The sequence below is a fragment of the Chitinophaga sp. XS-30 genome (assembly GCF_008086345.1).
Taxonomy (GTDB): domain Bacteria; phylum Bacteroidota; class Bacteroidia; order Chitinophagales; family Chitinophagaceae; genus Chitinophaga.
Window position 1 is genome coordinate 5,008,680 of sequence record NZ_CP043006.1, and the last position, 13,221, is coordinate 5,021,900.

A 13,221-nucleotide genomic window follows, 5' to 3' on the forward strand; every position below is an offset into this window, starting at 1 on the left:
AAAATGCCCCTTGCTGTAAAATATGCGTAATAACGGGTAATAATTGAAAAGACTTTGCAAGGATGCTTGCCTAGCTTTAATCAATTATTCTCTTTCTATGCAGCAACCCTCTTCCTTCAAACCAACCCTGAGCCTGCTGGACGCCACCATGATCGTGGCCGGCAGCATGATCGGCTCCGGAATATTCATTGTCAGCGCAGATATCACCCGTCTTACCGGCAGCGCCGGATGGCTGCTCCTTGTGTGGCTGATCACCGGTTTCATGACGCTGACGGCGGCGCTGAGCTATGGCGAGCTGAGCGGGATGTTTCCCAGGGCAGGCGGCCAGTATGTCTATCTCAAAGAAGCATTCAATCCCCTTACCGCTTTCGTTTACGGCTGGAGTTTCTTCACCGTTATCCAGACGGCCACCATTGCCGCTGTTGGGGTAGCTTTTGCCAAGTTCACCGCTTATATCGTACCGGCCTTCAGCGAAGATATCGTTGCGCTGGACCTGGGCTGGCTGCAGGTTTCCCGGGCGCAGCTGCTATCCATCGCGGTCATCCTCCTGCTAACGTTCATCAATACACGCGGGATAAAAAGCGGCAAGCTGGTACAGACTACCTTAACATTGATCAAGATCATCAGTCTCGCTGCATTGATCGTCTGCGGACTGGTGCTGCTGAAACCGGATATCTGGCAGGCCAACTGGACGGCCCCCTGGCACCTTCATCCCATATCTTCCGCTACTTCCTATACACTGATCGGTGCGCTGGGCGCCATTGCCGCGGCTATGGTGGGCTCCATTTTCAGCAGCGACTCCTGGCATAACGTGGCCTTCATTGCCGGAGAGATCCGCAATCCCAGGCGCAACATCGGCATGAGCCTGTTCCTTGGCACCATGATCGTTACCCTGCTCTACCTGCTGGCGAACATTACCTATATGGCCGTACTGCCGCTGCAGGAGATCGCCTCCGCGGAAAAAGACAGGGTCGCCGTGGCCGCATCACAGGCCATGTTCGGCGAAGCCGGCACCGTGCTGATCGCCGCCATGATCATGATCTCTACTTTCGGCTGCAATAACGGCCTGATCCTCGCCGGGGCAAGGGTATATTACACCATGGCGAACGATGGCCTTTTCTTTCGCCGGGCGGGACAGCTGAACCAGGCTGCGGTACCTTCTTTTGCATTGTGGATCCAATGCCTCGTGGCCTGCGCCTGGAGCGTCAGCGGCAAATACGGCGATCTGCTGGACATGATCTCTTTCGTGGTGGTGGGCTTTTACATGCTTACCATCGCCGGTATATTCGTGCTGCGCAAAAAAAGACCGGATGCCGAACGCCCTTATAAAGCGTTTGGCTATCCGGTCTTACCCGTTATGTATATCCTGATGGGACTTGCCTTCTGTCTTCTCCTGATCTTCTACAAGCCCCGTTTTACCTGGCCCGGACTGATCATCGCCCTGGCCGGTATTCCGGTATATTATGCAGTGATGGCTAAAAAGAGGCCCACTACTTCACGCTGAATGTGTACACGGTAGTCTGCGTATAACGCTCTCCCGGTTTCAGGATGGTATTGGGGAATGATGGCTGATTCGGTGAATCAGGATAGTGCTGTGCTTCCAGGCAGAGGCCGGCATGCTGCACATATTTGGCGCCATCGCGGGTATCGGTGAGCGAGCCATCCAGGAAGTTGCCGGAATAGAATTGTACCGCAGGCTCCGACGTGGCCATGGTCATATATCTTCCGCTGGCTTCATGATACAGTGAGCCAACGGTGGCAAATCCTTCCTTGGCGAATACCCAGTTATGATCGTAACCGCCTTCCACTTTCCCGATGTCCTGCCCTACTTTCTTGGCCGAGGTAAAATCCATGGGCGTATTCTTCACCGGTGCAACTTTGCCGGTGGGGATCAGCAGATCGTCTACGGGCGTATATTCCGGTGCTTCCAGCTGCAGCACATGGTCCAGGATAGTGGCATCCTTGCCTGCGGAAAGATTGAAGTAGGTATGCTGGGTGAGGTTCACCGGTGTAGCCTTGTCCGTTGTGGCGGCATATTCGATCTTCAGGGCATTGTCTGCCGTAAGGGTGTAAGTGACCTGCACCTGCAGATTGCCGGGATACCCTTCTTCGCCGTCCTTGCTGGTGTATTCCAGTAACAGGCTGCTGTCCCCCGGCTGCGGTGTGGCTTTCCATACCACTTTATCGAAACCCTTCAATCCGCCGTGCAGGCTGTTGCCGTTATTATTGGCCGCGAGCGTATAAGTTTCCCCGTCAATTTTAAACGTGGCTTTGGCAATACGGTTGCCGTAGCGGCCGACCAGTGTGCCAAAGTAGGGATTCCCTTTCTGCCGGTAACCGTCAAGGGATTCGTAGGAAAGTACGATGTTGCCCATATTCCCTTCCTTGTCCGGCGTAATGATATCGGTGATAACACCGCCGTAGTTCAGCACTTTCACAATAATGCCGTTCGCATTGGTCAGGGTATATTGCAGCACTTCCTGCCCGTCCACATTCCCGTAGGGTTGCGGTGCGGTGGCGGCTGTGGCGGTGCTGTCTTCGCCTTTGTTTTCCGCCGAAGGATTGTTGCAGGAAGTTGCGGTAAGACTGCCGGTGATCATAGTCATGAGTGCAATTTGTTTGATAAACATGATAGTCCTTGATTTAAGGGTGAACGTGGTTAAGCACTAAATATCCGGAATAATCCGGTAAAAAAAATGCTAAATATTCCCCTGAAATTTTCCCAATTTAGCTAAAATTGTCAACCGCACATTTAATAATTTCATTTGTCGATATCAGCACCTCGTACTGACATGGTCCAGTATGATAAATGTATATTATGCCCGGTTTCATCCCGGCAACTATTTATCAATATCCGTTCACAATCGGCGAAGAATTGAAAAGCAGCACCGCCAAATCCATACTAGTTTTAGGTATCATAACATTTATAGCATGAAAACATCTGTTATCCGATGCCTGCTGACAGCTGCCTGCATTGGAACGAGCGCCCTGTGCATGGCGCAATCGTATTTGCCGGAATGGAAAGACAGCCGGATGAAGGTAACGCCGAAGGCGGATATCCGGGCTTATGCCTTTAACCTCCGGGATGTTCGTTTGCTGGAAAGCCCTTTTTATACCGCCATGCAGGCGGAAGCAAAATACCTGTTGCAGATTGAACCGGACCGCCTGCTGTCCGATTTCCGTACGCATGCGGGGCTGGCCGCCAAAGCGGAGAAATACGGCGGCTGGGAATCTTCCGGGCTGGCGGGGCACTCCCTGGGCCATTACCTATCCGCCTGCGCGCTGCAATACGCCGCTACGGGAGATGAAGCTTTCCTGAACAGGGTCACTTATATTGTGGATGAGCTGGAGCTTTGCCAGCAGCATCGCAAAACAGGGTACGTTGGCGCCATACCAAATGAAGACAGTATGTGGATGGAAGTGAAGGCGGGGAATATCCGCACCCGGGGTTTCGACCTGAACGGCGCCTGGGCGCCATGGTACACGGTGCACAAGATCATGGCCGGCCTGCTGGATGCCTGGCTGTACTGTCACAATCCCAAAGCGCTGGTGGTCAATGAAGGCATCGCCAACTGGGCGCAGGATATCATTAAAGACCTGGATGACGATCAGCTGCAGCGTATGCTGTTCTGCGAATACGGCGGCATGAGCGATGCGCTCGTCAACACTTACGCCATCACGGGCAATAAAAAATACCTGGACCTGTCCTACAAATTCTACGACAAGCGCATCCTCGATTCACTGGCGGCGCAGATCGATATATTGCCGGGGAAGCATTCCAATACCCAGATACCCAAAGTGATCGGCGGCATACGGCGGTATCAGCTGAACCTGGATCAAAAGGATGCGGACATTGCGCATTTCTTCTGGAATACCGTAACCCGGGACCATTCTTATGTGACCGGCGGAAACAGCAATTATGAATACTTCGGCGCCGCCCGCCGGCTGAGCGAAACGCTGACGGACAATACGACGGAAACCTGCAACACCTATAACATGCTGAAGCTGACCCGGCATCTCTTCGCCCTGCAGCCTGAAGCGCAGTATATGGATTATTATGAAAGGGCGCTGTACAATCACATCCTGGCATCCCAGCACCATGAAACCGGTATGGTCTGCTATTTTGTGCCGCTGCGGATGGGCGGAACAAAGCACTACAGCAATCCCTGGCATTCCTTTACCTGCTGCGTGGGCACCGGCATGGAAAATCACGTAAAATACGGCGAGAGCATCTATTCCCGCGGGAAAGACGGCAGCCTTTACGTCAATCTCTTTATTCCTTCCGTGCTGGACTGGAAAGAAAAAGGGGTGCAGATCAGGCAGGAAAGCACCCTGCCGGACACGGAAGACATCCGGATCATGGTTTCCGCCGGGAAGCCCGCCGCCTTCCCCATCCGCATCCGGCAGCCCCGCTGGGCAAAAACCGGTGTAAAACTGACCGTCAACGGGCAACAGCAGACCGTTACGCCCGATGCACAAGGTTATCTTGTAATAGACCGCACCTGGGAGCAGGACGATGAAATACGGTTAACCCTGCCCGTTAGCCTCTACACGGAAGCCATGCCGGACAATCCATCCCGGCAGGCGGTATTCTACGGGCCGGTATTGCTGGCCGGTGTGCTGGGAGAAAAAGAGCCGGACCCTGTTAGCGGGGTACCGGTGTTCGTGACCGGCCAGCCGGATGTTTCCGCCTGGATCAAAAGTACCGGAGGGCCGGCCCTGGAATTCACCTCCGCTGCCGTTGGCCGGCCATCGGATGTGAAGCTGGTGCCCTTCCATGATACCAAGAACCAGTACTACAGCGTTTACTGGGACGTGTTTACACCGGCCGCCTGGACGGAACAGCAACAGGTGTATGAAGCCCGGAAAAAAGCGGAAAAGGAACTGGAAGCCCGTACCGTGGATATCCTGCGGACAGGGGAAATGCAGCCTGAACGGGACCATGCATTCACCGGGGAAAAAACTTCCACGGCGGAGGACCACGGGCGGAAATGGCGGATAGCCAGGCCCGGCGGGTACTTCTCCTTTACCATGAAAGTTGCGCCTGACGGCGGGAATACGCTCATCTGCACCTATTGGGGCATGGACAACCGCGACAGGAACTTTGATATACAGGTAGATGGGCAAACTATCGCTACGGAAGATCTGAATAAGTATAAAGCCAGCAAGTTTTACGATATTAGCTATAAAATTCCGGAAAAGCTGACCAAAGGCAGGTCCGCTGTTGTGATAAAATTCGTTCCAAAATCACAGCAAAGCGCGGGACCTTTATACGGCAGCCGGATAGTCCGAGAGTAAACAATATTCACCACGAGAAAACTGAAGAAAAGTGAAAATAGCGCAATACGCTGGAAAGAACAAAATGCTGCTGGCAGTAGACTGTATCATTTTCGGGTTCGATGGCACCGACCTTAAACTGCTGCTGATCAAGAGAGGATTCGAACCGGAAAAAGGCCGCTGGAGCCTCATGGGCGGGTTCGTACAGCCAAAGGAAACACTGGAACAGGCCGCAGCGCGCGTACTCAAAGAGCTGACCGGTCTGGAAGATGTGTACATGGAACAACTGCACGCCTTCAGTGAAGTAGAGCGGGACCCCATCGAACGTACGGTGTCCGTTACCTATACCAGCCTTATCGACATCAATAAATACAAAAAACAGCTGGATAACGATTTCCATTCCGAATGGTTCCCGCTGAAAAAAATACCCTCCCTCATCTTCGATCACCGCGACATGGTGGAACTGGCCAAGGAAAAACTCCGTTACAAAGCCGCCTTCCACCCCATCGTATTTGAAATGCTGCCGGAAAAATTCACCCTGCCGCAACTGCAAAGCCTGTACGAAGGTATTTACGGCTCACTGATGGACAAACGCAATTTCTCCCGTAAAGTATTGTCAACCGGACTATTGGTCAAGCAAAAGGACAAAGAACGGCTGAGCTCCAAACGCGGGGCCTTTTACTATAAACTGGACAAACGGAAGTACCAGACGAAATTCAACGCTTTCCTGAATTTTATTCCCAATCCAAATAACCTGAACTGATATTTTTTTTCCGGGGAAAAAGAAATCATGAATTTTTTTGCTACCTTAGTTAAGTGTTAAATTGACACTCATAAATTCCACATGAAAGACAACTACGTTATCGGGGTGGATTACGGCACCGATTCAGTCCGTTCCATCATTGCTGATGCCCGTACCGGCGAGGAGGTGGCAGCGGCGGTTTATTATTACCCCCGCTGGAGAGACGGCCTGTATTGCAACGCAGCGCAAAGCCGGTTCCGCCAGCATCCGCTGGACTATATGGAAGGCCTGGAAAACACCATCCGCAGCTGCCTTGAAAAAGCAGGCAAAACAGTGGCCGCCAATATCCGCGCCATTTCAGTGGACACTACCGGTTCCACGCCGGTAGCGGTGGATGAAACAGGCACTCCCCTCGCATTGCTTCCCGGCTTTGAACAGAATCCCAACGCGATGTTCGTATTGTGGAAAGACCATACGGCTGTTAAAGAAGCGGCGGAGATCAATGCGCATGCGGAGAAATTCGATATCAACTATCTGCAGTTCGTCGGCGGCATATATTCTTCTGAATGGTTCTGGGCAAAACTGCTGCATGTGTTAAGGGCGGATGAGCAGGTGCGCGGCAAATGCCATTCCTGGGTAGAGCATTGCGACTGGATACCTTTTCTGCTCACCGGCGGGCGGCATGTGAAAGATATGAAACGCGGCGTTTGCGGCGCGGGGCATAAAGCCCTCTGGGCAACGGAATTCAACGGGCTGCCCCCGGATGCGTTCTTCACTTCGCTGGACCCGCTGCTGCATTGTTATACTTCCCGCCTGTTCACCCAAACCTATCCGGCGGACCAGGCGGCCGGCCATCTCTGCCCCGAATGGGCGGAGCGCCTTGGCCTTTCCACCGGCGTGGTGATCGGCACCGGGGCTTTTGATGCGCATATGGGCGCCGTGGGCGGTCAGATAGAACCTTATCATCTCAGCAAGGTGATGGGCACTTCCACCTGCGATATGCTGGTAGCGCCGCTGGAAGAAGTAAAGGGCAAACTGGTGAAAGGCATCTGCGGACAGGTACCCGGCTCCGTAATTCCCGGCATGATGGGCATGGAAGCGGGGCAAAGCGCCTTCGGGGATGCTTATGCCTGGTTCCGCGATCTGCTGAGCTGGCCTTTAATGCACTTTTCCCAGGGTAAAGAACTGATAGACCGCCTGATACCGGAACTGACACAAAAGGCCACAGCCGCCCCGCCGCAGGAAAACGACATCCTCTCGCTGGACTGGTTCAACGGCCGCCGCACACCGGATGCCAATCAACTGCTGAAAAGCGCCATCACCGGGCTGGACCTCGCCAGCGATGCGCCTAAAGTTTTCCGCTCCATACTGGAATCCACCTGCTTCGGCGCCAAAGCCATTGTTGACCGGTTCAACCAGGAAGGCATCCCCGTCCGCGGACTGATAGGCATGGGCGGCGTAGCCCGTAAATCACCGGCTATCATGCAAATGATGGCGGATGTGATGAACATGCCCATCCGTATCCACAAAACAGACCAGACCTGTGCCGTGGGCGCTGCCATGTTCGCCGCCACCGCAGCGGGACTTTACACTAAAGTGGAAGATGCCATGGATGCCATGGGCCAGGGATTCGACCGCACTTACCATCCCGTTCCCGCTCATGCGGCCATCTACGCAAAACGTTACCGCCGGTACCAGGAACTGGGAGATTTCACCGTACAACAGACCATGTATGCACGATAAATATCAACATATCAGAGCAGCTGCCTACGAGGCCAATATGCAGTTGCCGGAGCTGGACCTTGTGATCTTCACCTTCGGCAACGTCAGCGCGGCGGACCATGACATGGGCGTATTCGCCATCAAACCCAGCGGCGTTCCCTATAAGGACCTGTCCGTAAAAGATATGGTCATAGTGGATTTCGATGGCAAAACAGTGGACGGCAGCCTGCGCCCTTCTTCGGATACATTAACGCACGCCGTATTGTACAAACACTGGAAAAAAATTAACGGTATCGTACATACGCATTCCACCTACGCCACCGCCTGGGCGCAAACGCAAAAGGACATCCCGGTGTATGGCACCACGCATGCAGACCATACCACGGCGGACATTCCCTGTGCAGCGCCCATGAGCGACGAAATGATCGCAGGCAACTACGAATACCAGACGGGTTTCCAGATCATGAACGCACTGAAAGAGAGAGGACTGGATTATGAAGAAGTGGAAATGATACTGGTGGGCAATCACGCTCCCTTCACCTGGGGCGCTACTCCCGCCAAGGCCGTGTACAACAGCGCGGTGCTGGAAAACATTGCCCGGATGGCCTACATCACGCAACAGATACGCTTTGATGCGCCGAGGCTGAAAGAAGCCCTCATCAAAAAGCACTTCGAACGCAAGCACGGTCCCGATGCCTATTACGGGCAATAGCGATTTACATTTTACTCACGTACATATTCAACAAGATGGAACTTAAAAAACTGGAAGTATGGTTTGTGACGGGCAGCCAGCATTTATACGGGGAAGAAACGCTCCGGCAGGTAGCCGAACACAGCCGTCAGATAGCAGCCGCACTTGATAACGCACCACAGATACCCGTTACCGTAGTCTGGAAACCGGTGGTAAAATCCCCGGAAGAGATATATCAGCTGATCATGGAAGCGAATGCGGCCAGGCAGGTGATAGGCATCATCGCCTGGATGCATACCTTCTCCCCCGCCAAAATGTGGATCGGCGGATTGAAGGCCATGCAAAAACCGTTGTTGCACCTGCATACCCAGTTCAACCGCGATATTCCCTGGAGCAGCATAGACATGGATTTCATGAACCTCAACCAGAGTGCGCATGGCGACAGGGAATTCGGTTTCATGGTCAGCCGCCTCCGCCTGAACCGGAAAGTGGTGGCCGGCCACTGGGAAGATCCCGAACTGATCGACAGCATCAATACCTGGACCCGCGCGGCGGCCGGCTGGCACGACTGGCAGGGGGCGCGTTTCGTCAGGTTTGGCGATAACATGCGGTATGTTGCCGTAACGGACGGGGATAAAGTGGAAGCGGAATACAAATTCGGCTATTCCGTGAATACCTATGGTATCGGGGACCTCACCCATGTGATCGGCCAGATCGGTGACAAGGAAATTGATGTTTTGGTAAAAGAGTATGACGACCAGTATGCGCTGGCCGATTCCCTGCGAAAGGGCAATGCACAGCATGCCGCACTGCGCGAAGCCGCCAGAATAGAACTTGGCCTGAAAGCTTTCCTGGAAGACGGGGGCTTCAAAGGGTTTACGGATACGTTTGAAGACCTGCACGGCATGCAGCAACTGCCGGGCATTGCCGCACAACGCCTGATGGCGGCGGGATACGGCTTTGCCGGGGAAGGCGACTGGAAAACCGCCGCGCTCGTACGCGCCATGAAAATAATGGGCAGCGGTCTTCCCGGCGGCAACTCCTTTATGGAAGACTACACCTACCATTTCGATCCCAATAACCCGATGGTGCTGGGTTCCCACATGCTGGAGATCTGTTCTTCCATCGCGGAAGGCAAGCCTTCCTGTGAAATACATCCGCTCGGCATCGGCGGCAAATCAGACCCCGTGCGGCTGGTATTCAATGCCGGCCAGGGCCCGGCCATCAATGCCTCCATCGTGGATATGGGTCAGCGCTTCCGCCTGCTTGTGAACGAAGTGATTGCCGTCAATCCCGTACACAGCCTGCCCAAACTGCCCGTAGCGCGGGTATTCTGGAAACCTTATCCAAATATGAAAACAGGTTGCGCGGCCTGGATACTGGCCGGCGGCGCGCATCATACCTGCTATAGCCAGAACCTTACTTCCGCACATATGGAAGATTTCTCGGAAATGGCTAATATTGAATATGTGCTGATCGATAAACATACGGAACTGCGCCAGCTGAAAAATGAATTGCGCTGGAACGAGTCCTACTACCTTCTCAACAGCTAATATCACATCCCGTTATGAAGAACAGTCTCGTATTTTACGACTATCTTGTTTTTGCCATTTACTTCGTTATCGTCGCATCCTTCGGGTATTACATTTACCGGAAAAAAAGAAAGGCCTCCACGGATACAAAGGATTTCTTCCTGGCGGAAGGATCGCTTACCTGGTGGGCGATCGGCGCTTCCCTGATCGCATCCAATATCTCTGCGGAGCAATTCATCGGCATGAGCGGGGAAGGATTTTTTGTAGGGATAGCCGTAGCCGCTTATGAATGGATCGCCGCACTGGCGCTCATCATCATCGCCATATGGTTTATTCCCGTGTACCTGAAGAACAAGATCTACACGATGCCGCAATTCCTGAAAACACGTTATAATGAAACGGTAGCGCTCATTATGGCGGTCTTCTGGCTTTTCCTGTATGTATTCGTGAACCTGACCTCCATTCTCTACCTTGGCGCCGTAGCCATCAATGGTCTTGTTGGCGGAGAATCATTGCACATGATCATGCTGCTGCTGGCGCTGTTTGCCCTCATCATTACCCTTGGCGGAATGAAAGTGATCGGGTACACGGATGTGATACAGGTAGCCGTGCTGATCATCGGCGGACTGGCCACCACCTACCTGGCACTGACGATGGTATCGGAGAGTTTCGGGCTGGGCAGCAACGCCCTGGCCGGTTTCAAAGCCATGATGAACGATGCGCCGGAACATTTCAAAATGATATTGCCCAAACCCACCGCCGAATCTTCACAACTAGAAATAGACCGTTATGTGGTACTGCCGGGTATCGCCATGTACTTCGCGGGGCAGTGGATCGTGAACCTCAACTATTGGGGTTGCAATCAATACATCACCCAGCGCGCACTGGGCGCTAACCTGCAAACCGCCCGAACCGGCATCCTGTTCGCCGGCTTCCTGAAACTGATGATGCCGGTGATCGTGATGCTGCCGGGCATCGCCGCCTACGTATTGTACAAGAACGGCCATCTTCCCGAACTGAGCAGCAAGGACGGTGCATACTCCGCCATCCTCGGATTCCTGCCCAGTGGCCTGAAAGGCTTGTCCATCGCCGCATTAACGGCGGCTATCGTGGCTTCTCTTGCCGGCAAGGCCAACAGTATTTCCACCATCTTCACACTGGACATCTACAAGAAATATTTCAATACGGCTGCCGATGAAAAGAAAATGGTATGGGTTGGCAGGGCTACAATATTTGTCGCCATGCTGGTGGCCGTAATATTTACCTGGGAAGACCTGCTGGGGATCGGCGGCGAAGGCGGCTTTACCTTCATCCAGAAATATACCGGCTTCATCAGTCCGGGTGTTTTTGCGATGTTCATTCTCGGGATGTTCTGGAAGCGCACGACAGGCACCGCAGCCATCGCCGGGGTGATCACCGGTTTCCTGCTGTCAGTTTTCTTCAACAGCTTCGCGGTACCGATGTTCGGTACGGAAACATTCTTCTATACCGCGTATCCTGATGGCAAAGGCGGCTTTGTGATCCCCTTCCTGATCTGCATGGGATTATCATTCCTCTTTACCATGATCGTGATGGTGTTGCTGAGCCTCGCCGGGCCTAAAGTAAATCCGAAGGCGTTCGAGCTGGACAAATCCATGTTCAAACTCAAACCCTCTACTATCGTCATGATCATCTTTACCCTGATCATACTCACGGCCCTGTACGCCAAATTCTGGTAAGCAGGGCATGAAGGTGCAGGATGCCCGGCATGCGAACTATCTGTAACTTCAGCTACCGGCCACGTTGTAAACAATGCACTGATCACCTTTAACTCATATACATCGGGATGATGCAGCTGCGTCATCCCGTTTTTTTGTTCCGCGAAACCGGATAATGCACAAATCCGTTGCTCATGAAAACATGCTTCATTTTATTTTTCATCGCTTCAGCGCTTGCGCTACCTGCCACTGCACAATATGTTACCGGTAAAGGGAATGACGTTAACACTCCGCTGCATCTCCTGAAACCGGATTATACGATCCCTTACGGCGAAACCACAAAGGAAGAGATCGTGGATGTACTGGACCGGGTGTACACCTACCTGAACAAAGTCACCCCCATGGCATTGATCGATAAAACCACACAGGCCATGATCACAGACCCGTCGAAAGCCAATGCCAACAGTATTTTCAAACCGGGTGATTTCAGGCTGATCAGTTATGAATGGGGCGTGACATACACCGGTATGCTTGAAGCCACGGCGGCCACCGGCGATAAAAAATATGCCGCTTATACGATCGACCGGATCAACTTCATCGGGGATGTGGTGAAACATTACCGTGAAATGAATGGCGCCACACCTGTAAGGTCCGTATTGGAGCCGCGTGCGCTGGACGATGCAGGTTCTATGGCCGCAGCAACGATAAAAGCCATGCGGGCGGGAGCGGACAACAGCGAACTAAAGACTATCGCAGACCGCTACATCGCCTATATCCTCACGAAGGAATTCCGGCTGAAAGACGGTACCCTGGCGCGCAACCGGCCATTGCCCAATACCCTCTGGCTGGATGACCTCTATATGAGCCTGCCCGCGCTGGCGCAGATGGGCGTGCTTACCGGAGACGAACAGTATTTCGAAAAAGCATTAAAGCAGTACCGGCAATTCGCCGGCCGTATGTTCAATAAAGAAAAAGGGCTGTACATGCATGGCTGGGTGGAGGATATGGCCCCGCATCCGCAATTCCACTGGGCCAGGGCGAACGGCTGGGCAATCATGACGAAGATAGAACTGCTGGACGCCCTGCCGGACAATCATCCCGGCAAAGCGGAATTGATGGAGATGCTGCAACAACATGCCGCCGGTCTTGCTCAACGGCAACACAAAACCGGCTTCTGGCATCAGTTGCTGGACAGGAATGACTCCTACCTCGAAACCTCCGCCACAGCGATCTACACCTATTGCATCGCCAGGGCGATCAACAAAGGATGGCTGGATGCCAGGGCATACGGCCCGATGGTGTTACTGGCCTGGAATGCGGTGAGCACGAAGGTCACCGAAGAAGGCCAGGTAGAAGGCACCTGTGTAGGCACCGGCATGGGCTTCGACCCGGCGTTCTATTATCATCGCCCGGTCAACAATTTCGCCGCGCATGGGTATGGCCCGGTATTGCTGGCGGCCGCGGAGATGTACCGCCTGCTGGAACGGCACCCGTTCAGGATCAATGACAGTGCGGTGCAGATGGAGGGTTCACGATAAACATAGTGTACAAATGACGGTC

Annotated in this window: 9 protein-coding genes; 8 read left to right on the forward strand and 1 reads right to left on the reverse strand. The window is 53.4% G+C overall.

The genetic code is table 11. From position 1 onward, the window contains the following. Nucleotides 1-97 precede the first annotated feature (97 nt). Nucleotides 98-1,504, forward strand: coding sequence for an APC family permease (locus tag FW415_RS20230; protein WP_148388655.1), 1,407 nt, complete (start codon nt 98-100; stop codon nt 1,502-1,504). Here the strand turns inward: FW415_RS20230 and FW415_RS20235 are convergent. After that, on the reverse strand, nt 1,491-2,630 hold the full coding sequence (locus FW415_RS20235; RefSeq protein ID WP_210420748.1) for an aldose epimerase family protein: 1,140 nt from the start codon (nt 2,628-2,630) through the stop codon (nt 1,491-1,493). The genes FW415_RS20230 and FW415_RS20235 overlap by 14 nt on opposite strands. 301 nt (nt 2,631-2,931) lie before the next feature. Between FW415_RS20235 and FW415_RS20240 the strand changes: the two genes are divergently transcribed. The 7 genes from FW415_RS20240 to FW415_RS20270 all read left to right on the forward strand — a co-directional run bounded on the left by FW415_RS20240 (nt 2,932) and on the right by FW415_RS20270 (nt 13,199). Further along, entirely contained in the window at nt 2,932-5,298 is a 2,367-nt protein-coding gene (locus tag FW415_RS20240; RefSeq protein ID WP_148388657.1) for a glycoside hydrolase family 127 protein, read from the forward strand. A gap of 31 nt (nt 5,299-5,329) precedes the next feature. After that, nucleotides 5,330-6,040 (forward strand): NUDIX domain-containing protein, encoded by a 711-nt coding sequence (locus tag FW415_RS20245; RefSeq protein WP_371417010.1) that lies wholly within the window; start codon nt 5,330-5,332, stop codon nt 6,038-6,040. 81 nt (nt 6,041-6,121) lie between these two features. After that, the gene (locus FW415_RS20250; RefSeq protein WP_148388660.1) at nt 6,122-7,762 is read left to right on the forward strand and encodes a ribulokinase; all 1,641 of its coding nucleotides are present in this window, start codon (nt 6,122-6,124) and stop codon (nt 7,760-7,762) included. After that, complete coding sequence (araD, locus tag FW415_RS20255) at nt 7,752-8,453, forward strand: L-ribulose-5-phosphate 4-epimerase AraD (protein WP_148388662.1); 702 nt, start codon at nt 7,752-7,754, stop codon at nt 8,451-8,453. The genes FW415_RS20250 and araD overlap by 11 nt, the downstream gene beginning before the upstream one ends. A gap of 35 nt (nt 8,454-8,488) precedes the next feature. Then, nucleotides 8,489-9,985 (forward strand): L-arabinose isomerase, encoded by a 1,497-nt coding sequence (gene araA, locus FW415_RS20260; RefSeq protein ID WP_148388663.1) that lies wholly within the window; start codon nt 8,489-8,491, stop codon nt 9,983-9,985. Between the two features lie 14 nt (nt 9,986-9,999). Beyond that, nucleotides 10,000-11,682 carry a sodium/solute symporter gene (locus tag FW415_RS20265; RefSeq protein ID WP_148388665.1) on the forward strand — a complete coding sequence of 561 codons (1,683 nt, stop codon included), beginning with the start codon at nt 10,000-10,002 and terminating at the stop codon, nt 11,680-11,682. Nucleotides 11,683-11,855: 173 nt separating this feature from the next. Then, nucleotides 11,856-13,199, forward strand: a complete 1,344-nt coding sequence (locus FW415_RS20270) for a glycoside hydrolase family 105 protein (protein WP_148388667.1) — start codon at nt 11,856-11,858, stop codon at nt 13,197-13,199. Nucleotides 13,200-13,221 lie beyond the last annotated feature (22 nt).